This window comes from Dactylosporangium sp. CA-092794, from assembly GCF_050948465.1.
Classification (GTDB): Bacteria; Actinomycetota; Actinomycetes; order Mycobacteriales; family Micromonosporaceae; genus Dactylosporangium.
Window position 1 is genome coordinate 152133 of the sequence record NZ_CP192044.1, and the last position, 22900, is coordinate 175032.

Below are 22900 nucleotides of genomic sequence, written 5' to 3' on the forward strand. Positions count from 1 at the left end.
ACGAAGAGTCCAGCCGGGACAAGCCACCGCGCGAGTCCTGATGAGCCGCCCACGTGCGGCCGAGCGTGGCCGTGGCCGTGCCGGCGCTCCGTAGCCCGGCTCGAGCAGTAGCGGGTCGCCGCCGAGCCCCATACCGAACGTCCGCCGGACCGTGACGGTGCCGTCGCGGCCAGCCGGTCGGCACCATCGCGGCGCGGTCGGGTGGGTTGCGTGCCGCCGTCCCCGGGCCGCTGGAGACCGACTGCGCAGCCGGTCGGCGACCGGCCCGCCTTATCCCGCCTTATGTCTCCGGGATCATGCTCGACCGGCCGTGCGCACCACGCGTTTTTCATGATCGTGGAGTGGTTGTGTACCCATAGGTACCGTATGTCTCCGCGATCATGAAAAACGCGGGCGTTCGCGTGGAGGCGTGCATGATCGCGGAGTGTTGTTGCCCGCTCAATCCGACATATGACCTGTCGGGGTATAAATCCGAAAAGTCGTGGCGCGGAGCGCCCGACTTTTCGGACGGCGGCGGGATCGAGTGGGGCTACACGCCGGCGTAGGAGTGCAGGCCGTTGGCGAAGAGGTTGACGCCGAACAGGTTGATCAGCATCGTGGCCCAGCCGACGACGGCGATCCACGAGGTCAGGCGGCGGCTCACGCTCGGGGTCGACCGCGCGTGCAAGTAGCAGGCGTAGACGACCCAGGCGATGAAGGACCAGACCTCCTTCGGGTCCCAGTTCCAGTAGCGGCCCCAGGCGGCCTCGGCCCAGATGGCGCCGGCGATGACGCCGAAGGTCCAGATCGGGAAGGCGAAGGCGTGGATGCGGAACGTGACCCGCTCCAGGGTCGCGGCCTGCGGGAGGCGCTCGCCGAGGGAGTACGGGAAGCGGGTCTTGCCCGCGTCGTAGCCGGAGCGGATCAGGTGCATCGCCGCGGCCACGAAGCCGACCAGGAAGATGCCCGATGCGGTCGAGGCGGCGCCGACGTGGATGACCAGCCAGTACGAGTGCAGCGCCGGCACCAGCGGGCCGACCGGCACGTAGAGCGTCATGCCGGCGATCGCCAGCAGGATCGAGGCGACCAGCGTCACGAACAGACCGAGGTGGCGCAGCGTCCGCCAGCGGACCAGCACGACCAGCCAGGCCGTCACGCCGACCAAGGTCGCCGTCATGACGAACTCGTACATGTTGCCCCACGGCGCGCGGTCGGCCGCGATGCCGCGGGTCACGAGCGCGCCGATGTGGGCGGCGTAGCCGAGGACGGTCAGGATGACCGCGGCGACGCCGGCCCGGTGGCCGCCGGACGATGCTGACGCCGGCGTTTCCGACATTTCCGGATTTTCCGGAAAGTAGGAGATCGAGGGGCCGGTGTCGGCGCCGACCAGGGCCGGGACGGCCGCCGGGGTGGCCGCCGCGCGGGCGATGATGCTGCGGCCGCCGAAGGCGTACTCGATGGCGTAGGCCATCATCGCGACGACGTAACACAGGATCGTGACGACCAGCAGCTGGTTCGACAACTCACCCATCACACAACCTCCTCAACGTCCTCAGTCTGCGGCACCTGCTCGGGCACGCTCACGGCGGGGGAGGCGGCGCGCACGATCTCGGCGAACTCCTCGGCGAAGCCGGGGTAGTCGCTGCGCGGCAGGCCGCCCGCCGTGATGCCGGTGGGCGCGATGCGGAAGAAGATCCGGCGGCGCTTGCCGCTCAGCGAGCCGAGCAGTCCGACCAGCAGCGCGATGGCGCCGCCGAGAACGATCGGCTGGCCCGGGTCGTGCCGGACCGAGATGCTGATCCACTGCTGCGTCCCGACGAACTGCACGGTCGTGCCGTCCGGCAGGGTGCCCGTCTGGCCGGGCTTGAGCATGAGCGGATCGCCGAACTTCACCAGCCGGCCCGCCGCGATCTGCCGGGTGTCCAGGGTGTACACGCTCAGGGGCGCGCCCGCGTCGAACCCGAGCACCCCGCGGTACGGCTGCAACATCAGCCGCGGATCGTTCTCGGCCGGGAAGGCCGACGAGTTCGCCGACGGGTCGGCCGGGAGCGTGGGCAGGTAGATGCCGGAGAAGCCGATCTGTGCCTTGTCGTCGCGGGTCTTCGTCTCCGGGTTGATGTTGACGTCCGGGAACGTGGCGACGCCCTCGCTGGTCAGCAGCCCGTCGCGGGGCAGGAACGGCGCGACGTTGGTCGAGGACCGGCCGTACTTGTCGGTGTACTTGAGGATCGGCGCGTAGCCGTGGCCGAGCAGCGAGACGTTGGCGCCGTCCAGCCGCAGCGGGTCGTTGACCTCCAGCCGCCGCTCGGTCCTGGTCCCGTGCTCGGTAACCCCCACTCTGGCCTGATACGTCACCGGCTGGCCGTTGGGCAGGTAGGTCGCGGTGAACTTGTCCAGCCGCAGGCAGAAGCGGGGCAGGTCGTTCTCGCCGACCTGGGCGCCGAGCGCGTGCTCGTCGTAGTTGAGCAGCGTGTTGCAGAAGGCGAAGTCGTCGCCCTGGACCAGCAGGCGGTTGCCGTGCCAGCCGAACCACGACCCGTAGGCCACGCCGATGAGCAGCGACAGCAGCGCGAAGTGGAAGACCAGGTTGCCGGTCTCCTTGAGGTACCCCTTCTCGGCCGAGATCTCGGTGATGTCCCCGTCCTGCCGCACGACCGTGCGGAAGCGCCGCCGCTTGAGCACGCCCCGGATGCGTTCGGCGGTCTCGGGGGGCGCCTCGCCGGGCACGGTGGCGTGCTCCGCCAGCCGGTCGAGGCGCTTCGGTGCCTTTGGGGGTACCCGCACCAGCGCCGCGATGTGCCCACGGAACCGCGGCACCAGGCAGCCGACCAGCGAGACGAACAGCAGCAGGTAGATCGCGGAGAACCAGGGCGAGCCGTAGACGTCGAAGCAGGAGAGCCGGTCGAGCGTCGGGCCCCACTGCTTGTGCGTGTCGAGGTACGCCCGCACCTTCTCCGGCGAGACGTTGCGCTGCGGCAGCACCGAGCCCGGGATCGCGGCCACGGCGAGCAGGAGCAGCAGGACGAGCGCCGTGCGCATGCTGGTGAGCTGGCGCCAGGCGCGGCGGCCGACCGCCACGGCCGTGTGGTAGGCCCAGCGCATCAGATCGGCACCGATCCGGGCCCGATGTTGGCCTGCAACGCGATCATGAGGGAACTCCAGACGCCGGTGACCAGGGCCAGCCCGACCAGCACGAGCAGCGCGCCGCCGATGCGGGTCACCCAGCGGCTGTTGCGGCGGATGAACTTGATCACCCCGATGAGCCGCTGGAAGCCCAGCCCGACGGCGATGAACGGCAGGCCGATGCCCAGCGAGTACGCGACGGCCAGGGTAACCGCCCGGGCCTGCGAGCCGCTGGTCGAGCCGAGCGCGATGACGGCGCCGAGCGTCGGGCCGGTGCACGGCGCCCAGGACAGGGCGAAGACCATGCCGAACACCGGCGCGCCGACCAGGCCGGCGGCCGGCAGCCGCTGGACGCGCCACTGCCGTTCCAGGCCGGGCACCAGGCCCATGAAGGCCAGGCCGAGCACGATCACGACCCCGCCGACCACCGCCTCGATCAGCCGGCGGTGCACCATCAGCGACATGGCCGCCTGCGTGGCGAGCACGATGAGCCCGATGAACACCGCGGCGAAGCCGGCGATGAACAGCCCGACGCCGGCGAGCACCCGCCCGCGGCGCTGCCCCGAGTCGAGGTCGGCGCCGGCCAGGCCGGTGACGTAGGACAGGTAGCCCGGCACCAGCGGCAGAATGCACGGCGACAGGAAGCTGGCCAGGCCCGCCAGGACGGCGATCGCCACCGCGCCCAGCAGGGGCCCGCTCGCGGCGACGGTGCCGGCGTCCACGTCAGGCCTTTTCGGCCAGCAGCTCGCGGACCACCGGTTCGAGCAGTGCCTGGTCGACCTCGGAGCGCATGACCGCGGCGATCCGGCCGGAGCGGTCGATGACCAGCGTGGCCGGGATCGAGTTGGGCGGCACGTCGAAGTCCAGCGCCAGCGAGGCGGAGGGGTCGAAGATGCTGCCGTACGTCGGCTTGATGTCGGCCAGGTAGGCGTTGGCCGGGTCGCGCTGGTCGTGCACGTTGACGCCGATGAAGGTCACGCCCTGGTCCTTGGTCGCGGCCAGGACCTTCTCCAGCTCGGGTGCCTCGGTGCGGCAGGGCGGGCAGTACGACGCCCAGAAGTTGACCACCACGACCTGGCCCTTGTGCGCGGACAGGTCGAAGCTGCCGCCGCCCATCAGGTCGCCGCGCATGGCGGGTGCGGAGACCCGGTCCTGCGCCGCGATCTTGCGGCTGCCCATCGCGTTCTTCGGCGCGCCGCTACTGCAGGCGGCGAGCGCCAGCAGGGTCACGGTCAGCACGGCGGCGAGCAGGCGGCGCATCCTCACGCCCCCTTCGCGTCGCGCGCCGTGGCCGAGAGCGCGATGAGGTGGGCGGCTGGCTCGGAGTACCCAATCCCGACGATCTTGGTGTCGTCGAAGTGGAAGCTCGTGAAGCTGGCCAGCCCGCACTCCCGCCGCCGCGGGTCGTGCCACAGCCGCTTCTTCTCCACGTGCCGGCGCAGCGTCCAGATCGGCAGCTGGTGCGAGACACACACAGCCTCGTGCCCCTCGGCCGCCTCGCGGGCCGCCATCAGCGCGGCGAACATGCGCGCGGCGATCACCGTGTAGGGCTCGCCCCACGACGGGGTGCGCGGGTCGCGCAGCACCCACCAGTTGCGCGGGTCGCGCAGCGCGCCGTCGCCCACGCCGACCCGCTTGCCCTCGAAGAAGTTGGCGCTCTCGATCAGCCGCTCGTCGACCGCGATCGGCAGCCCGAGCTGCTCGGCGAAGGGCGCGGCGGTCTGCTGCGCGCGCTCCAGGGGGCTCGCCACCAGGTGCGTGACGTCCCGGCCGGCCATCGCCTCGGCCGCGGCCTTGGCCATCTGCACGCCGAGCTCGGAGAGGTGGTAGCCGGGCAGCCGCCCGTAGAGGACCTTCTCCGGGTTGTACACCTCGCCGTGGCGCAGCACATGGACGATGGTCTTCACGGGGCCACCTGCGCGGCCGCGGCCCGGGCCGCGTGCGGCAGTGCCGCCTCGATCACCGACAGCGCCTCGTCGTCGATCGCCGTGGAGACGAACCACGCCTCGTAGGCGCTGGGCGGCAGGTAGACGCTGCGGGAGAGCATCTCGTGGAAGAACGCCCGGAAGGCGGCCACGTTCTGCGTCTGGGCGTCGGCGAACGCGTGCACCGGCCGGTCGGTGAAGAAGATCGAGAACATGTTGCCCGCGGTCGACAGCACGTGCCGTACCCCCGCGGCGGCCAGCGCGTCGGAGGCCAGCTTGCTCACCGTCGCCGCGGTCGCGTCCAGGCGGTCGTAGACCTCCGGAGTGGCCAGGCGCAGCGTCGTCAGGCCCGCGGCGCAGGCCAGCGGGTTTCCGGACAGGGTGCCGGCCTGGTACACCGGGCCGGCCGGGGCCAGCCGCGCCATGATCTCGGCCCGGCCGCCGAACGCCGCGGCGGGCAGGCCGCCGCCCATGACCTTGCCGAAGGTGAAGAGGTCGGCGTCCACCGGCTCGAGCCCGGCCCAGCCGGAGCGGCTGACCCGGAAGCCGGTCATCACCTCGTCGACGACGAGCAGCGCGCCGTGGCGGTGGGCCAGCTCCGCGAGCCGGGCGTTGAACCCGTCGCGCGGCGCGACGACGCCCATGTTGCCGGCCGCGGCCTCGGTGATGATCGCGGCGATCCGGTCGCCGTGCGCCTCGAACGCCGCCTCGACGGCGGCGATGTCGTTGTAGGGCAGCACCAGCGTGTCGGCGGCGGTCGCGCCGGTCACGCCCGGCGTGTCGGGCAGCGCGAGCGTGGCCACGCCGGAGCCGGCCGCGACCAGCAGCGCGTCGACGTGCCCGTGGTAGCAGCCGGCGAACTTGATGATTTTGGAGCGGCCGGTGTACCCCCGGGCGAGCCGCAGCGCGCTCATCGTCGCCTCGGTGCCCGAGTTGACCAGGCGGACCTGGTCGACCGGGGTCCGCGCGACGATCTCCGCGGCGAGGTCGACCTCGCCGGGGGTGGGCGTGCCGAAGCTCGTGCCGCGCGCCGCCGCGGCGGTCACCGCCGCCACGACCTCGGGGTGCGCGTGGCCGAGGATCAGCGGCCCCCAGGAGCAGACGAGGTCGACATACCGCCGCCCGTCGGCGTCGGTCAGCCAGCAGCCGGAGCCGCCGACCATGAAGCGCGGGGTGCCACCGACCGCGCGGAACGCGCGGACAGGTGAATTCACCCCACCCGGCACGATGGCCTGAGCGCGGTCGAACAGGTCCTGCGAGGCCGGCGCGTCACCCGGATACGGGCCGAGGCCGGCGGCGTCAACATCGGTCACAGCCAGCCCATTCTGACAGCCCCTCGGGTTCACTCCCGCGCCGCCCTGGACGGCGTGTGCCCGACGCCACTGTGTGCGCCGATCCCATATAGGCTGAGGCGGTGGATCGCCCCGATCTCTCCGGTTCAGTGGGTCTCTCGGTCTCGGTGCGCCGCGCCGCGACCGAGACCGTCGTTTCGCTGTCCGGTGAGATCGACATGTCGACGGTGCCGCGCCTGGCCGCCGCCGTGGACGAGGTCCTGAGCGAGCCGACGCCGCGGGTGGTGCTGGACATGGCCGGGGTCACGTTCTGCGACTCCCAGGGCCTCGGCACGCTGGTCGTGCTGAGCCGCAAGGCCACCCTGACGCAGAGCTACCTGGTGCTCGTCAACGTTGGCGCCTTCCTGATCCGGGTCCTGGACATCACCGGCCTGCGCAACGCGCTGATGATCCAAGAGGCGTAACGCCACCGGTCAGAGCTTGGCCCGGGCCCGGGCCAGCGTGGCCATCGCCTTCTCCACCTGCTCGCGGCCCAGCTCGCCGTCGGCGGCCAGGGCGGCCTTGAGCAGCGCCTGGGCCTCGTCGACGGCCACTCCCGCGGCGCGCAGCTCGGTCTCGCGGGCGCGCACCAGGTCGGACTGCGCGGCCAGCTGCTGGGTCATCGTCCAGAGCTCGACGAAGACAGAGACCTTGGCGCGCAGTACCCATGGATCGAACGGCTTGGTGAGGTAGTCCACCGCGCCGGCCGCGTAGCCACGCAGGGCGAGATGCGAGTCCCGGTCCGCGGCCGTCAGGAAGATGATCGGCACGTGGCGGGTCCGCTCCCGGCGCTTGATGTGCCGGGCCGTCTCGAAGCCGTCCATCGTCGGCATCTGCGCGTCGAGCAGGATCAGCGCGAAGTCGTCGATGAGCAGCCGTTTCAGGGCGTCCTCGCCGCTGTCGGCGCCGACGGTCTGCACCGGAAGGCCCTGCAGGATCGCCTCCAGGGCGAGCAGGTTGTCCCGCCGGTCGTCGACGAGCAGCACCTTCGCGGGACGGTCCGGTCCAGTCAACGGTGCCGCTCCCTTCGCTGATCACTCCGCATCGGAAACCTACACCGCGCGGCCCTCCCCGTTTACCCAGGCGGCCATCACGTCAAGCAATTCATCGAGATCGACCGGCTTGGTGATGTAGTCGCTCGCGCCGGCGGCCAGCGACGACTCCCGGTCGCCGGGCATCGCCTTCGCGGTCAGGAACACCACCGGCAGGTCCGCGAAGCGGCGGTTGCGCCGGATCGCCCGGGTGGTCTCGTTGCCGTCCTGGTCGGGCATCATCGCGTCCATCAGCACGATGTCCACGCCGGGGTGCTCGGAGAGGATCCGCACGCCGTCGGCGCCGTTGTCGGCGTAGAGCACCGTCATCCCGTGCAGCTCGAGCGCGCTGGTGAGGGCGAAGACGTTGCGCACGTCGTCGTCGACGATGAGCACGGTCGCGCCGTCGAGCTCGTGCGCGGTGGCGGTCGAGCGCCGGTCCGGCGACGGCAGCGAGCGCAGCATCGGCGGCGGCCCGGGCAGCGGGCGGACGGGCGCCGGCAGCGACTGCGGCTGGGCCGGCACCGGGTGGATGCCCGGCGTCACCTCGGTCGCGATCACGTCCGGCAGGTAGAGCGTGAACGTGGCGCCGCGGCCGAGCTGCGAGGTGACCCCGATCGCGCCGCCGAGCAGCCGGGCCAGCTCGCGGCTGATCGACAGGCCCAGGCCGGTGCCGCCGTACTTGCGGCTGGTCGTGCCGTCGGCCTGCTGGAACGCCTCGAAGATCAGCGCCACCTTGTCGTCGGAGATGCCGATGCCGGTGTCGGAGACCGCGAACTGGATCACCCGGCGGGCGCCGGCCAGCGTCGGCGTGGTGAACTCCAGGCCGTCCGGCACCACCCCGATGCTCAGCGTCACCGAGCCGTGGTCGGTGAACTTCACCGCGTTGGACACCAGGTTGCGCAGGATCTGCTGGAGCCGCTGCGGGTCGGTCACGATCATCGGCGGCAGCGCCGGGTCGGCCGCCACCGTGAACTCCAGGCCCTTGTCCTCGGCCTGCGGGGCGAAGGCCTGCTCGACGTACGAGCGGATCTCCTCGAACGACACCTCGCCGGGCTCCACGTCCATCCGGCCGGCCTCGATCTTCGACAGGTCGAGGATGTCGTCGATCAGCGCCAGCAGGTCGGAGCCGGCGTTGTGGATGGTGGCCGCGAACTCGATCTGCCGGGGCGTCAGGTTGGTGTCCGGGTTGTCGGCGAGCAGCCGGGACAGCAGCAGCATGGAGTTGAGCGGGGTCCGCAGCTCGTGGCTCATGTTGGCCAGGAACTCCGACTTGTACTGCGACGCCTGCGCCAGCTGCAGCGCCTTCTCCTCCAGGCCGAGGCGGGCCATCTCGATCTCGCGGTTCTGCTTCTCGATGTTGCCCTTCTGCTCCGACAGCAGCGTCGCCTTCTCCTCCAGTTCGGCGTTGGTGCGCTGCAGCTCGGCCGACTGGTCCTGCAGCTCCAGCGCCAGCCGCTGGGACTGCGACAGCAGCTCCTCGGTGCGCCGGTTGGCCAGGATCGTCCGGAGCGCCACGCCGATCGTCACCACGAGCCGGTCGAGGAACGCCAGGTGCAGGTCGTTGAACGGCGAGACGCTGCCGAACTCGATCACGCCCAGCGGCTCGCCCTCGAACAGCACCGGCAGCACGACCAGGTCGGCCGGCGGCGTCTCGGCCAGCCCGGAGCGGACCAGCAGCCGGCTGTCCGGCGCGGCCTTCACCCGGATCGCCCGGCGCGACAGCGACGCCTGGCCGACAAGCCCCTCGCCGGGGGCGAAGCTGACCTCGGTGCCGGGGGCGACGTAGCCGTACGACGCCTCCAGGCGCAGCCGCAGCCCGCTGTCGGCGTCGGCGCCGGACAGGAAGAACGCGCCGATGTGCGCGTCGACCAGCGGGGTCACCTCGGTCATGATCATGCGGCAGACCTCGCCGAGGTCGCGCTGACCCTGCAGCAGGCCGCCGACGCGGGCCAGGTTGGAGTCGAGCCAGCCCTGCTCGGCGTTCTTCTTCGTGGTCTCGCGCAGGGTCACGATCATCTGGTTGATGTTGTCCTTGAGCTCGGCCACCTCGCCGAGCGCCTCGACGGCGATGCGCTGGGTCAGGTCGCCGCGGGTCACCGCCGTGGACACCTGCGAGATGGCGCGCAGCTGGGTGGTCAGCGTCGAGGCCAGCTGGTTGACGTTCTCGGTCAGGTCGCGCCAGGTGCCGGAGACGCCCTTGACCTGGGCCTGGCCGCCGAGCTTGCCCTCCGAGCCGACCTCGCGGGCCACGCGGGTGACCTCGTCGGCGAAGCTGGAGAGCTGGTCGACCATGGTGTTGACGGTGGACTTGAGCTCGAGGATCTCGCCGTGCGCGTCGACGGTGATCTTCTGCGACAGGTCGCCGCGGGCCACCGCCGTGGTGACCTGGGCGATGTTGCGGACCTGGCTGGTCAGGTTGGACGCCATCGAGTTGACGTTGTCGGTGAGGTCGCGCCAGGTGCCGGAGACGCCCTTGACCTGGGCCTGGCCGCCGAGCTTGCCTTCGGTGCCCACCTCGCGGGCCACGCGCGTGACCTCGTCGGCGAAGCTGGAGAGCTGGTCGACCATGGTGTTGACGGTGCTCTTGAGCTCCAGGATCTCGCCCTGCGCGTCAACCGTGATCTTCTGCGACAGGTCGCCGCGGGCCACCGCCGTGGCGACCTGCGAGATGTTGCGGACCTGGGCGGTCAGGTTGGACGCCATGAAGTTGACGTTGTCGGTGAGGTCGCGCCACGTGCCCGCCACCCCGCGCACCTGGGCCTGGCCGCCGAGCTTGCCTTCGGTGCCCACCTCGCGGGCGACCCGGGTGACCTCGTCGGCGAAGGAGGAGAGCTGGTCGACCATCGTGTTGACCGTGGCCTTGAGCTCGAGGATCTCGCCGCGGGCGTCGACGGTGATCTTCTGGGAGAGGTCGCCGCGGGCGACGGCGGTGGAGACCTGGGCGATGTTGCGGACCTGGCTGGTGAGGTTGGAGGCCATGAAGTTGACGTTGTCGGTGAGGTCGCGCCAGGTGCCGGCGACGCCGGTGACCTGGGCTTGGCCGCCGAGTTTGCCTTCGGTACCGACCTCGCGGGCCACGCGCGTGACCTCGTCGGCGAACGAGGAGAGCTGGTCGACCATGATGTTGACGGTCGACTTGAGCTCGAGGATCTCGCCGCGGGCGTCGACGGTGATCTTCTGGGAGAGGTCGCCGCGGGCGACGGCGGTGGAGACCTGGGCGATATTGCGGACCTGGCTGGTGAGGTTGGAGGCCATGAAGTTGACGTTGTCGGTGAGGTCGCGCCAGGTGCCGGCGACGCCGGTGACCTGGGCTTGGCCGCCGAGTTTGCCTTCGGTACCGACCTCGCGGGCCACGCGCGTGACCTCGTCGGCGAACGAGGAGAGCTGATCCACCATCGTGTTGACGGTGTCCTTGAGCTCGAGGATCTCGCCCTGCGCCGCCACCGTGATCTTCTGCGACAGGTCGCCCCGGGCCACGGCGGTGGCCACCTGGGCGATGTTGCGGACCTGGCTGGTGAGGTTGGACGCCATCGAGTTGACGTTGTCGGTGAGGTCCTTCCACGTGCCGGCCACGCCCGGCACGTCGGCCTGGCCGCCGAGTTTGCCTTCGGTGCCGACCTCGCGGGCCACCCGGGTCACCTGCTCGGCGAAGATCCGCAGTGTGTCGACGAGCGAGTTGATCGTCTCGGACAGCTCGGCGATCTCGCCCTTGGCGCTCACCGTGATCTTCTGCGACAGGTCGCCGCGGGCCACCGCCGTCGCCGCCGTAGAGATCGAGCGCACCTGGCCGGTCAGATTGGCCGCCATCGAGTTCACCGAGTCGGTGAGGTCGCGCCAGGTGCCGGCGACGCCGGTGACCTGGGCCTGGCCGCCGAGTTTGCCTTCGGTGCCGACCTCGCGGGCCACCCGGGTCACCTCGTCGGCGAAGGACGAGAGCTGGTCGACCATCGTGTTGACCGTGCGGCCGATGGTGAGGAACTCGCCGCGCAGCGGCCGGCCGTCGATCTCCAGCGCCAGCTTCTGCGACAGGTCGCCTTCGGCCACCGCCACGATCACGCGGGCGATCTCCGTGGTCGGGCGGCCCAGGTCGTCGATGAGCGAGTTGACCGCGTGGATGCGGTCCAGCCAGGCGCCCTCGAAGCCCTCCTCGTCGAGCCGCTCGGTCATCCGCCCGTCGCGCCCGACGACCCGGCTGATGCGCAGCAGCTCGCTGGTGTGCCGCTGTTTCATCTCCGCGAGCCGGTTGAAGCGCTCGACCACCTCGCCCGGCAGGCCGTCGCGCCGGTTGAGCCGGATCTTCAGGTCGCCCACGGTGAGCCGGTCCAGCGCCGTGGACAACTCTTCCAGCAGCAAGGTCTCGGGACTCTTCTGGGTGACTTCTTCGACTGTGGTCATATCGTCTCCACCGGTCTCGGGGGCAGGCGGTGTCCACCCATCGTCGTCCTTCAGGTTGGATTGTTACCACCGTTCAGTGGAGACTGCGATATGTGACAACCCAGACCGTCCGGAGGATCAGGCTCCCGGCCGACCATAGCTCTCCCGGTCTGGCCCGCGAGGCGATCCGGACGATCACGCACGAACGGGACCTCGGCGCCGTTCTCGACGAGGCATTGCTCCTGGTCACCGAGCTGACCACAAACAGTGTCGTGCACGCCGGCACCGAGGTCGACCTGGAGATCACGGCCGGCGACGGCTCGCTCACGGTCGCCGTGGTGGACTTCCGGCCCGGCACGGTCACGCCGAGCTTCCCCGACAACTCCTCCGCCGAGATCCCCGAGCGCGGCCGCGGCCTGCTCCTCGTCGAGCAGCTCGCCACCGCGTGGGGGACGCTGCACTTCGCCGGCGGCAAGGGCGTGTGGTTCCGCCTCGACCGGCCCTCGACGGTCGGCCCCCGGCCCGGCCTGCCCGCGCTCGACCTGCCCTCCGCGGTCGACGCGCTGACCTGGTCCGGGCGCGGCACCTCGCTGGAGGACATCGCCGAGGAGCTGCTGCAGCGGCTGTGCCTGGCGATCGGCGCCCAGGGCGCGGCGCTCACCGTCGACGAGGGCGACGGGCCGCGCACCGCCGCCGCGTTCGGCCGCAGCGGCGGCTCGACCGACGCCGGCCGGCGCCTGCCGCTGCGCGTCGCCCGCCCGTGGCGCGCCGAGCTGCTCGTGTCCGGCGGCACCGACAGTCCCCTCGCCCGCCCGCTCACCGCCCTGGCCGCCGACCGTCTCACGCTGCTGGTCGAGAACCACCGGCTGCGCCAGGCCGACGCCGAGCGGCGCACCTGGCTCACGTTCCTCGCCGAGGCCAGCGAGCTGCTCGCGCAGTCCCTCGACGTCGAGCTGACGCTGGCGCTGATCCCGCGGCTGGTGGTGCCGCGCCTGGGCGTGTGGTGCGCGATCCACGCCGCCGACCCGGGCGGGGAGCTGCGCCTGGCCGCCGCCGCCCACGCCGACGAGAGCATGGTCGCCGGCCTCCTCGACGCACTGGCCGAGGCCGGGCCGCAGCTCAAGGAGGCGATGGGGACCGATGCGGTGGTACCGCTCGGGCCGCCCCTGGAGGGTTACGTCGTCGCACTCATCGCCCGCGGCCAGCACCTCGGCACGCTGACCGTCGGCGGCAACCGCGACACCTGGCAGCGGGCCGAGGAGGTGGCGGTGGTCGAGGACGTGGCCCGCCGGGCCGCGCTCGCCATCGACAACGCCAACATCCACGCCGAGCGGCGCAGCGTCGCGCACGCCCTGCAGCGCTCACTGCTGCCGCCGCAGCTGCCCAAGGCCGAAGGGGTGGAGTTCGGCGCCGAGTACGTGCCCACCGGCGAGGGCGTCGAGGTCGGCGGCGACTTCTACGACGTGGTGCCGCTCTCCGCCCGGCGCTGGCTGGTGGTGGTCGGCGACGTCTCCGGCAAGGGCGTGCAGGCCGCGACCGTGACCGGCCTGGTCCGCGACGTGACCCGGGTGCTGGTCCGCGACGGCCGGCCGCTGCCCGAGGTGCTGCTGCGGCTCAACGAGACCCTGCTGGAGCGGGGCGGGGGCCGCTTCTGCACGCTGTGCCTGGCCCAGGTGCTGCGCCGGGACGACGGCCGGCTCGACGTCACGCTGCACCTGGCCGGCCACGACCAGCCGGTCCTGCTGCGCGCGGACGGGCGGACCGAGCTCGTGGGCGCCTGCGGTACCGCCCTGGGCCTGCTCGACAGCATCAACACCCCGCGCACCCAGGTCTCCCTCGACCCCGGCGACACCCTGATCTTCTTCACCGACGGGGTCACCGAGCGGCGCCGCGGCATCGACCTGTTCGGCGTGGAACGGCTCCAGGCCGAGGCGGCCAACCTGGCCGGCTTCCCGGCCGACGTGGTCGTGGCCCGGCTGCGGGCCCGCACGCTGAGCTACTCGGCCGAGCCGCCGCGCGACGACATCGCCATCTTCGCGGTCCGCAACGACGCCTGAGCCCTCACGCCACCCAGCCCGAGTGGAGGAAGTGCGCGGCGAGCACCCCTTGCGCGGTCAGAAACACGAGGAGCACGACCCGCTCCAGCGACGGTTTCGCGCCGAGCCGGCCGAGCAGCATGAACGCGGGGAATATCTCCAGCCCGATGCGCGAGGCGGAGTAGAGCGGATACGGGATGTCCCCGGTGTACCGACTCGGAAAGCTGATCATGAAGACCAGCAGCGCGGCGCCGAACAACGGGAGCACGAGCTGGTCGCGCCGCATCCGCCACGGCCCGGCGAGGGCGAGCACGAGCAGGACCAGCGCGAACATCACCGTCGCCAGCTCCAGGACGTTGTGCGTCCAGATCTCGGTGAACGGCCTGCCCGGCGCCCGGGCGGCGTCGATGGGCGCCTGCCACGGCCAGGCGAGGTGGCGGCCCCAGTGCGCGGCCTGGGTGTGCGAGAAGGCCAGCGGATCGCCGTAGGCGAACCGGTCCACGATCATCACCGCACCGAGCCCGGCGGGGATGAGCAGCCCGGCGACGATCTCCCACCGCGGAACCACGCTCCGGCGGACGCGGATGTACTCGAAGACGAACGCGCCCAGCAGCAGGATGCCGGCCGACCGGGTGGCCGCGGCCAGGCCGCCCAGGGCGCCGGCCCACCACCAGCGCTCGCGGCGCAGGCAGTAGACGGTCGCCGCGGCCAGGGCGATGAACAGCCCTTCGTTGTAGGCGGCGCTGAGGAAGAAGCCGGTCGGGAACGCCACCAGGTAGAAGATCGTGCGGCCGGCCGCGGCCTCGCCGAGCTCGCGCTCGGCGAGGCGGAACAGCACGATGAGCGCGGCGAGCAGGGCGGCGTTGGCGACCAGCAGCGCCGCCGCCCACGAACGGCCCAGGGTCAGCGGCGTGCACAGCCTGATCAGCGCCGGGTACAGCGGGAAGAACGCGGCCGGCGAGGCGTCCGCGGTGCGCTGGTAGCCGTGCTCGGCGATCGCGGTGAACCAGGGCGAGTCGTACTGCGTCGCCCAGAGCCGCGCGACCGCCTTGGCGCCGCCCCGCGGCCGCGGATCGCCGATCCAGGCGAACACCGAGACCGCCGCCAGCCCCGCCCTGCTCGCCGCGAAGACCCCCAAGCCGCAGAGCAGCGCCCGTCGCCACGGCCGATCGACCGACGTGCCAGCGGGCCTTGGGTACGGGTATGGCTGTGGGTGCGGGTGCGGTTCGCGGTCGCTCCGGGCGGACGTCGAGACGGTCGCCGGGGCGGCTCGGGTCGCGGTCAGGGCGCGCCGGCTGTCGCGCCCGGTGCGCCGCCAGGGCGCGTCGACCCGCGTGGCGGTGCCGCGCGGGTGGGGGCGGGGTTCGCCGTTGCCGCGGGCGAACAGCGAGACGGTCGCGGGGGCCGCCTTGGCCGCGGTCAGGGCCCGCCGGCCGCGGCGCACGGCGCGCCGCCAGGGCGCGTCAACCCGAGCGCCGGTGCGCCGCCAGGGCATGTCGGCCCGAGCGATGATGCGCCGCCAGGGCATGTCGGCCCGAGCGCGGGTGCGGCTCCGGGGCTGTTCGATCCCAGCGGTCGCGGCGGCGACGCCGGTCTCGGTTGCGGCGGCGGTCTCGGTTGCGGCGCTGGCTCGCCTGGCGCCGAGCCGGGCGAGTGCCAAGACGGCGGCTTGGGCGGCCTTGGACGTGGTCGTGGCGCCCCGGGCGCGGCGCCGGGGGCGCCGGCGGGGGCGGTCAGCCGCTCCCACCGGCCGTCCGCAGGCGGGCGAGCTCGTCGGCGACGTCGGCCGGGCGGGCGTTGAGGTCATAGGCGCTGAGCAGGTAGAGCGTGTCGCCCGTGTCGATCTCGAGGAACTCGCTGCGCAGGCCGGCCCGGGACCGCGCCTCGATGCGGATCCGCTCGATCTGCGGCCACTCCAGCCGGCGGTGGCCCGCGTAACCGGCGACGACGGTGACGCCGGCCGGGTCGGCGGCGAGGCGGACCGGGGCGATGAGGTCGCGCAGCGCGTAGCCGCCGGCCACCGCGGCGGCGACCAGGGCCGCCGTCAGCGCCGGCCGGTCCCCGGCGAAGAACACCGCGGCGAGCACCAGCACCACCGTGACGGCGCACTTGAGCGCCGCGAAGCCGGGCGACACCCGCCAGCGCGCGCTGGTCGGCGACGCCGCCGGCTGCTCGGAGAAGGCACCGCTGCGCATCTGCACACCCCTACGATTACGCGACCCAGCCGCCCCGCACGAAGTAAGCGGCAAGAATCGCCTGCAGCATGAAGAACAGGGCGAGCGCGATCCGATCGATCACCGGCCGCGCGCCGAGCCGACCCAGCAGCATGAACGCCGGGAACACCTCGAGGCCCAGCCGCGAGGCGGAGTACAGCGGATACGGCTGGTGCGACGACGGGAAGCTGATCATCAGCAGGGTCAGCGCCACCCCGAGCAGCGGCAGCACCCACTGGTCGCGCCGCACCCGCCACGGGCCGGCGAACATCAGCACCAGCAGGGCGATGACCAGCAGCACCGTCGCCAGCTCCAGCAGGTTGTGCACCCACAGGTCGCTGAAGCCGTATTGCAGGTGGGTCCCCTGGACCAGGGACTTGAACCCGCGCAGCACCGGTGCCCACGGCCAGTCCAGGTGCCGCCCCCAGTAGCGCTGGGCGTGCAGGAACGCGAACGGCTCGCCGTAGGCCCGCAGGGAAAACGCGGCCACGCCGGCCACCCCGACCGGGAACAGCAGGATCGCCAGCGCCGAGCGGTTGAGCCGGAACCGGTGGACCCGGACCCACTCGTAGACGAACGCGCCCGCGAGCAGCACCCCCGCCGAGCGGGTGAACACGGCCAGACCGCCGAACGCGCCGGCCCACCACCAGTACTGTTTTCGCAGGCAGTAGATGCAGGCCGCCATCAGGCCGATGAACAGGCCCTCGTTGTAGGCGGCGGTGAGGAAGAAGCCGGTCGGGAAGGCGACCAGGTAGAAGACCGTGCGGCCGGCGACCGCGCGGTCGAACTCGTGCTCGGTCAGCCGGAACAGCACGACCAGCGCGCCGAACATCGCCACGTTGGCCACCAGCAGCGCGGCGATCCAGTCCTTGCCCAGGCACAGCGGCGTCAGCGCGCGGATGAGCAGCGGATACAGCGGGAAGAACGCCGCCGGGGCCTTGTCCGGATCCGGGTAGTAGCCCTGTTGCGCGATGTGGCGGAACCACACCGAGTCCCATTGGGCCGCCCATTGGGCCGTGATGGACGTGACCGTGACGTTGGGCCGCTTCTCGCCGATCCAGGCGAACGCCGACACCGCGGCCAGCCCGGCCTTGCTCGCCACGAAGATCCCGAGCCCGGACAGCAGCGCCCGCCGCCACGGCCGGTCGGCCGGCGACCGGCCCGCCTCCGCCGCGTCCGTCTCCGCAATGGTCAATGCCGACATGTCAGGGCCTCAGTCCCCCGCGGATGATCAGGTCGAGCAGGGCGAACACGAACAGCGCGATGCCGACGAACCCGTTGGCGGTGAAGAACGCCCGGTTGACCCGGGACAGGTCGCCCGGGCGCACGATCGCGTGCTCGTAGACGAACGCCGCGGCGGTCACCAGCAGCCCGATCCACCACAGCCAGCCCAGCCCGACCAGGTAGCCGAACCAGACGAACAGCGCGAACGTGACGACGTGCACCGCCGTGGACAGCCGCAGCGCGAACGGGACGCCATAGCGGGCCGGCACCGAGTGCACGCCGATCTCCCGGTCGATCTCGGTGTCCTGGCAGGCGTAGATCAGGTCGAAGCCGCCGATCCACAGCCCGACCGCGGCGCCGAGGACCCAGGCCGGGCCGGAGCCGCGCAGGTCGCCGGTGACCGCCAGCCACGCGCCGACCGGCCCGACCAGCTGGGCCAGGCCGAGGAGCGCGTGCGGCCAGTTGGTGAAGCGCTTGCCATACGGATAGACCACCAGCGGCACCACCGCGAGCGGCGAGAGCGCCAGGCAGAGCGGGTTGAGCAGGGCCGCCGCGCCGAGGAACACGACCAGGGCGACGGCCGCGCCGGTCCACGCCGTGCGCACGCTCACCGCCCCGGTGACCAGCTCGCGGCGGGCGGTGCGCGGGTTTCGCGCGTCGATGCGCCGGTCGATGATCCGGTTGGCGGCCATCGCGAACGTGCGGGCGCCGACCATGGCCACCGTCACCAGCAGCAGGTCGAGCCAGCCGACCCGCGGGTGGCCGCCGGAGCGCGCTCCCGTCGTGGTCATCACCGTGAGGGCGGCCAGGTAGGCAAACGGCAGCGCGAACACGGAGTGCTCGATCGCCACCAGCCGCAGGAACGCCTTGACCCGGCTCGGTGGTGCCTCAGCGATCGTCACTTGAACCCATACTCTCTCCAGCGCTTGTCGACCCGCGCGACGACCTCGGGCGACATGACCAGCTCATCCGGCCAGCCGCGATGGTAGCCCTCGGCGGGAGTCTTGCGCGTCGCGTCCAGGCCCGCCTTGCCGCCCCAGAACTGCTGGTAGGAGGCGTGGTCCAGGTGATCGACCGGGCCTTGCGTCAGCAGCAGGTCGTGGGCGTAGTCGACGTTGCCGAAGGCGCGGAAGGCCACCTCGGCGTAGTCGTGCACGTCACAGTCCTCGTCGACGACCACGACCAGCTTCGACAGCGACAGCAGGTGAGCGCCCCAGATGGCGCTCATCACCTTCTGCGCGTGCTTCGGGTAGCGCTTGCGGATCGACACGATCACGCAGTTGTGGAACACCCCCGCGGCCGGCATGTCGTAGTCGACGATGTCCGGGATCAGCAGCTTGAGCAGCGGCAGGAAGATGCGTTCGGTCGCCTTGCCCAGGCCGTGGTCCTCCTGCGGCGGCTTCGACGTGATGATCGAGTGGTAGGTCGGCTGGCGGCGCATCGTCATGCACTCCACGTGCAGCACCGGGAAGTCCTCGACCGGCGTGTAGAAGCCGGTGTGGTCCCCGAACGGCCCCTCGGGCAGCCGCTCGCCGGGCTCCAGATAGCCCTCCAGCACGATCTGCGCGTTGGCCGGCACCTGCAGCGGCACCGTGAGGCAGTCGACCATCTCGACCCGCTCGCCCCGCAGGAAGCCAGCGAAGAGATACTCATCGATGTCGGACGGCAGCGGCGCGCTCGCCGTGTAGCAGACCACGGGGTCGGCGCCGATCGCGATCGCCACCGGCAGCCGCTGCCCGAGCCGCTCGGCGACCGCATGGTGCGCGGTCGAGTCCTTGTGGATCTGCCAGTGCATGCCGAGGGTGTTGTGGCTGTGCTGCTGCAGCCGATAGAGCCCCAGGTTGCGCTTGCCGGTCTCGGGGTGCTTGGTGTGGGTCAGGCCGAAGTTGTGGTAGATCCCGCCGTCGCCGGGCCACACCTGCAGCCCGGGCAGCCGGTTGAGGTCGACCTGGTCGCCCTTGTAGACGACCTCCTGGCACGGCGCGCTCTTCACGTGCTTGGGCGGCACCGACTTGAGCTGCATGAGCTTGCCGATGCCGTCGCGGATCCCGGCCCACCCGACCGGCAGCTCGGGCTTGACCAGCTCGCCGATGCGCTGCCCGACCTCGTCGAGCCGCTCGACGCCGAGCGCCATGGCCGTGCGCCGCTCGGTGCCGAACAGATTGATCGCGACCGGCATGTCGCCCCGGGTGGGCTGCTCGAACAGTAGCGCCGGCCCGCCCGCCCGCACGGTGCGGGTGACGACCTCGCTGATCTCCAGGTGCGGGTCGACGGGGGCGCTCACCCGGTGCAGCTCGCCCGCCTGCTCCAGAGCGGCGAGGAAGTCGTTGAGGTCTGCATAGGGAAAGCCGCGAGCCATGCCGTCATCCTCGCAACCGGGTACGACACTTTTCCCGCCGCCCTCCCCGTCCGGGCTCGGTCGTAGCGCTGAGTAATCGTTTCGCGCTCCCCCGAACGGCCCCCGAAGAGCGGCCGTTCGGGGCGCGAACGGGATCGTGAGCGACTTTCGGGTTCACTAGGCTCCCGGCCGTACCCTCCCCGGATCTTTAGGATGCGCATGAGTCGATCCCTCGCCACCAGGGCCAAACGCCTTGGTGGCATCGCCTCCGCGGCGGCGATCGCGTTCGCGCTCGCGCCGGCGCTGCCCGTCCGGGCGGAGCCGTCCGCGAGCATGTTCGCCGCCGTGGACAGCCCCATCAACGTCGGTATCGGCACCAATACCACCGCGTTCGTCTCGCTCTCCGTGACCGGGGCGGTCAAGGCGTCGCTCACCATCTCCACGGCCCGGCTGGAGGTCGCCGTCCTGACGACGGACTACGAGGGCTGTGTGACCAGCGGCACCACGATCACCTGCCAGCTGCCCGACGGCACCTACTCGGGCCTGCGGATTCCGCTGCACCTCAAGGCCGCGGACGGCGCCAAGGTGGGCGACACCGGCGGTTTCGACGTACAGCCGCACGCCGACAACGCCGCGAGCGTGTCCGGCAGCGGCGCCACGGTGACCATCGCCGACGGCCCCGACCTCGTCGCCGACGACCCGGTGGCCCCCGACCAGACGGCCAAGCCGGGCGACGTGGTGTGGCTGCCGGCCACGCTGCGCAACCTGGGCAGCCAGCCGGCCAGGACGCCCGGGTTCACGTTCTTCCTGCAACACGGGCTGGTCCCGGCGCCGTATGACGGCTGCACCTACCTCGAGTCCACGTTCAGCACCGAGGTCAACTGCCCGGTCGGCGAGGCGCTCGACCCCGGCGACGGGCTCACCTTCGTCACCGAGAGCGCCGACGGCAGCCGGCACCCGGGCCTGATGGCCACCGTCGCGGCCGACGCCGACGGCCGGTTGGGGGCCACATTCTTCGCCGACAGCAGGCCGGCGGCGATGCGGTCGGCGGCGCAGGCCAAGAAGGCGTCGGGCGGCCGGAAGTACTCCGCCGCCGCGGCGGCCGAGCCGCAGCACGACCTCAACGGCTACAACAACGCCGCCAGCCGGACCTGGAACGTCGACAACTTCGTCGACGTGGCCTCGATCGGGGCCACGGCCACCGGGCAGGCCGGCGACACGGTGAAGGTGACCATCGGCGTCAAGAACGTCGGCCGGGCGTCGATCGAGGCCAGCCACGTCTACGGCGAGTACTACGGCGAGCCGTCGTGGGCGTACTTCTTCACGGTCCCCGACGGCACGAGCGTGGTCAACGTGCCCGGCGGCTGCCAGGCGGTGTGGCATCCGGGCGACGACGAGGGGCTGCAGCCGAACACGCCCGCGCGGCCGCTCTATGCGTGCCTCGTCCGCGGTGCGTACTTCACCCCCGGGCAGGCACCAACCTCGGAGTTCGACCTGAGGATCACCAAAGTGATCCCCAACGCCACCGGCATCGTGTCGTTCAACGACCCGGCGTCGCGGCAGGCGCCGGAGCGCACCGACGACAATGCGGCCAACGACGTGGCCCAGGTTGTGATCAACCCGACCGCCGCCGCCGGCGGCGGATCCGGCACCGGCTTCCTGCCCGTGACCGGGGCGCAGACCGCCATGGTGGCCGGGGTCGGCGCGGCGCTGCTGGCCGGCGGCGCGGTGCTGTTCGTCATGGCGCGCCGGCGCCGGGTGGTGCTCGTCACGCCGCGGGACGGCGAGGCCGAGTAGCGCAGGAAAGCGCTGGTCGGGGGCGGCTCCCGAGCGGGGGCCGCCCCCGCCTGCATGGCAGAGTTGGGGCGTGGATCAGCGCAGGCCCTGGATCGTCGGGGTGTCGGGGGCGTCCGGGACGCCATATGCGGCGGCCGTGCTGCGGGCGCTGTTCGACGCCGGCGAGGCCGTCGACCTCGTCGTGTCGCGCGCGGCGCGGCTCACCGTCCTCGACGAGACCGGCGTGTCGTTCCGCGACGGGCACTGGAAGGACGACCTCGCCGCCTGGCTAGGGCGGCCGATCGAGGGCGCCGACGTGGTGCACTGGCCGGCCGGCGATCTGGCCGCCGGGCCCAGCAGCGGGTCCTACCCGGCCAAGGGCATGCTGGTGGTGCCGGCCAGCACCGCCGCCTGCGCCGGCATCGCCATCGGGCTGTCCAAGGACCTCCTGCAGCGCGCCGCCGAGGTGAACCTCAAGGAGCGCCGCCCGGTCGTGGTCGTGCCCCGCGAGACCCCGGTCACCCGAAGTCACCTGGAGCACCTCATTGCCCTCCACGACGCGGGCGCGGTGATCCTGCCGGCGAGCCCCGGCTTTTATACAGCTGGCGCCGCGGCCACGGCCGCCCAGCTGGTCGACTTCGTCGCCGGTAAGGTGCTCGACGCCGCCGGCGTATCGCACAGCCTGTTCACTCGTTGGTCGGGTGAGCTCGGCCATTCCCGTTAGAGGTGTCATCCAGGGTTTCGTCGCCCTCGAGCAACGCCCTCACCTCGGACTCCCGGAACCGCCGGTGTCCACCCGGGGTTCGGATGCTACTGATCCGGCCGGCCGCCGCCCAGCGTGTCACCGTTTTCGGATCGACGCGAAACAAGGCAGCGACCTCACCGGGCGTCAGCAGACGATCTCCCGTCTCCACGGCCCCTCCTTTACCCTGGGTGGCTCGCCGGGCTCGCGCACCCCCATGCTGCGAAGCTGAAAGCGCGAGTCATCCTGGGATGTACGCCCATTACAGCACCGCTCACGTGCCGTGTCCGGGAAACGAGGAAAACGCACTTCTGGGTAATTAGCTGTGTTAAAAGCCGGACCGTTAGGCTTGTCGCGATGGACGCGATCGATCGCCAACTTATCGACCTCCTCCGGGACAACGCCCGGCTTCCATACGCCGAGCTCGCCCGGAAGGTCGGCCTCTCCGCCCCGGCCGTGCACGAACGGGTCGGAAAGCTCGAATCGTCCGGGGTGATCCGCGGCTACCGCGCCGAAGTCGAGCCCGAGACGCTGGGCCTGCCGCTCACCGCGGTCATCGGCATCGTCCAGGACAGCAGCGGTGACACCGACTCCGTGCTCGAGGCGCTGCGCGACCGCCAGGAGATCGAGTCCTGTTACTTCATGGCCGGCGAGGAATCGTTTCTGTGCAAGGCGAGGGTGAAAACCATCGGCGATCTGGAACGGCTCATCGTCGACCTGAACCGGGTCAAGGGCGTGGCTCGGACCCGCACGACCATCGCGCTTTCCACGAAATGGGAGGGGCGGGTGCAGCCGGCGGGCTGAG

At 71.6% G+C, this 22900-nt stretch carries 19 protein-coding genes; 5 read left to right on the forward strand and 14 right to left on the reverse strand.

The window, feature by feature from the left end; genetic code table 11:
• Positions 1 to 529: 529 nt before the first annotated feature.
• The 6 genes from ccsB to hemL are packed head-to-tail and all read right to left on the reverse strand — an operon-like array spanning position 530 to position 6340.
• The gene (gene ccsB, locus ACQPXD_RS00690) at positions 530 to 1510 is read right to left on the reverse strand and encodes a c-type cytochrome biogenesis protein CcsB (protein ID WP_432833750.1); all 981 of its coding nucleotides are present in this window, start codon (positions 1508 to 1510) and stop codon (positions 530 to 532) included.
• Positions 1510 to 3081 (reverse strand): cytochrome c biogenesis protein ResB, encoded by a 1572-nt coding sequence (gene resB, locus ACQPXD_RS00695; RefSeq protein ID WP_432833752.1) that lies wholly within the window; start codon positions 3079 to 3081, stop codon positions 1510 to 1512. Before resB ends, ccsB begins: the two co-directional genes overlap by 1 nt.
• Entirely contained in the window at positions 3081 to 3824 is a 744-nt protein-coding gene (locus ACQPXD_RS00700; RefSeq protein ID WP_432833754.1) for a cytochrome c biogenesis CcdA family protein, read from the reverse strand. Before ACQPXD_RS00700 ends, resB begins: the two co-directional genes overlap by 1 nt.
• 1 nt (position 3825) lies before the next feature.
• Positions 3826 to 4362 (reverse strand): redoxin domain-containing protein, encoded by a 537-nt coding sequence (locus tag ACQPXD_RS00705; RefSeq protein WP_432843529.1) that lies wholly within the window; start codon positions 4360 to 4362, stop codon positions 3826 to 3828.
• A gap of 2 nt (positions 4363 to 4364) precedes the next feature.
• Positions 4365 to 5000, reverse strand: a complete 636-nt coding sequence (locus ACQPXD_RS00710) for a histidine phosphatase family protein (protein WP_432843531.1) — start codon at positions 4998 to 5000, stop codon at positions 4365 to 4367.
• A gap of 5 nt (positions 5001 to 5005) precedes the next feature.
• Entirely contained in the window at positions 5006 to 6340 is a 1335-nt protein-coding gene (gene hemL, locus ACQPXD_RS00715; protein WP_432833756.1) for a glutamate-1-semialdehyde 2,1-aminomutase, read from the reverse strand.
• 101 nt (positions 6341 to 6441) lie between these two features.
• Here hemL and ACQPXD_RS00720 point away from each other — a divergent pair, with 101 nt between their 5' ends.
• Positions 6442 to 6783, forward strand: a complete 342-nt coding sequence (locus tag ACQPXD_RS00720; protein WP_432833758.1) for an STAS domain-containing protein — start codon at positions 6442 to 6444, stop codon at positions 6781 to 6783.
• 9 nt (positions 6784 to 6792) lie between these two features.
• On the opposite strand, the gene ACQPXD_RS00725 is transcribed toward ACQPXD_RS00720, so the two are convergent.
• Positions 6793 to 7371: a response regulator gene (locus tag ACQPXD_RS00725; protein WP_432833760.1), complete on the reverse strand. Its 579-nt coding sequence runs from the start codon at positions 7369 to 7371 to the stop codon at positions 6793 to 6795.
• A 39-nt stretch (positions 7372 to 7410) separates the two neighbouring features.
• Positions 7411 to 11787: a HAMP domain-containing protein gene (locus tag ACQPXD_RS00730; protein WP_432833762.1), complete on the reverse strand. Its 4377-nt coding sequence runs from the start codon at positions 11785 to 11787 to the stop codon at positions 7411 to 7413.
• Positions 11788 to 11879: 92 nt separating this feature from the next.
• Between ACQPXD_RS00730 and ACQPXD_RS00735 the strand changes: the two genes are divergently transcribed.
• Positions 11880 to 13823, forward strand: a complete 1944-nt coding sequence (locus ACQPXD_RS00735; protein ID WP_432833764.1) for a SpoIIE family protein phosphatase — start codon at positions 11880 to 11882, stop codon at positions 13821 to 13823.
• A 4-nt stretch (positions 13824 to 13827) separates the two neighbouring features.
• On the opposite strand, the gene ACQPXD_RS00740 is transcribed toward ACQPXD_RS00735, so the two are convergent.
• The 5 genes from ACQPXD_RS00740 to ACQPXD_RS00760 all read right to left on the reverse strand — a co-directional run bounded on the left by ACQPXD_RS00740 (position 13828) and on the right by ACQPXD_RS00760 (position 19598).
• On the reverse strand, positions 13828 to 15297 hold the full coding sequence (locus ACQPXD_RS00740; protein ID WP_432833766.1) for a mannosyltransferase family protein: 1470 nt from the start codon (positions 15295 to 15297) through the stop codon (positions 13828 to 13830).
• 238 nt (positions 15298 to 15535) lie between these two features.
• Entirely contained in the window at positions 15536 to 15997 is a 462-nt protein-coding gene (locus ACQPXD_RS00745; RefSeq protein ID WP_432833768.1) for a PH domain-containing protein, read from the reverse strand.
• A gap of 16 nt (positions 15998 to 16013) precedes the next feature.
• Positions 16014 to 17210, reverse strand: coding sequence for a mannosyltransferase family protein (locus tag ACQPXD_RS00750; protein ID WP_432833769.1), 1197 nt, complete (start codon positions 17208 to 17210; stop codon positions 16014 to 16016).
• A gap of 10 nt (positions 17211 to 17220) precedes the next feature.
• The gene (gene mqnP / locus ACQPXD_RS00755; RefSeq protein ID WP_432833771.1) at positions 17221 to 18141 is read right to left on the reverse strand and encodes a menaquinone biosynthesis prenyltransferase MqnP; all 921 of its coding nucleotides are present in this window, start codon (positions 18139 to 18141) and stop codon (positions 17221 to 17223) included.
• Positions 18138 to 19598, reverse strand: a complete 1461-nt coding sequence (locus ACQPXD_RS00760) for a menaquinone biosynthesis decarboxylase (protein ID WP_432833773.1) — start codon at positions 19596 to 19598, stop codon at positions 18138 to 18140. The genes mqnP and ACQPXD_RS00760 overlap by 4 nt, the downstream gene beginning before the upstream one ends.
• 198 nt (positions 19599 to 19796) lie before the next feature.
• On the opposite strand from ACQPXD_RS00760, the gene ACQPXD_RS00765 reads away from it, so the two are divergent.
• Together ACQPXD_RS00765 and ACQPXD_RS00770 are read left to right on the forward strand one after the other, a co-directional pair.
• Positions 19797 to 21374 (forward strand): LPXTG cell wall anchor domain-containing protein, encoded by a 1578-nt coding sequence (locus ACQPXD_RS00765; protein ID WP_432833775.1) that lies wholly within the window; start codon positions 19797 to 19799, stop codon positions 21372 to 21374.
• A gap of 70 nt (positions 21375 to 21444) precedes the next feature.
• Complete coding sequence (locus ACQPXD_RS00770; protein WP_432833777.1) at positions 21445 to 22077, forward strand: UbiX family flavin prenyltransferase; 633 nt, start codon at positions 21445 to 21447, stop codon at positions 22075 to 22077.
• Here ACQPXD_RS00770 and ACQPXD_RS00775 read toward each other — a convergent pair.
• Complete coding sequence (locus ACQPXD_RS00775; protein ID WP_363343122.1) at positions 22040 to 22267, reverse strand: BldC family transcriptional regulator; 228 nt, start codon at positions 22265 to 22267, stop codon at positions 22040 to 22042. The two genes, ACQPXD_RS00770 and ACQPXD_RS00775, sit on opposite strands and share 38 nt — an antisense overlap.
• A gap of 185 nt (positions 22268 to 22452) precedes the next feature.
• Between ACQPXD_RS00775 and ACQPXD_RS00780 the strand changes: the two genes are divergently transcribed.
• Positions 22453 to 22899, forward strand: coding sequence for an Lrp/AsnC family transcriptional regulator (locus tag ACQPXD_RS00780; protein ID WP_432833779.1), 447 nt, complete (start codon positions 22453 to 22455; stop codon positions 22897 to 22899).
• The last annotated feature ends 1 nt before the right edge of the window (position 22900 follow it).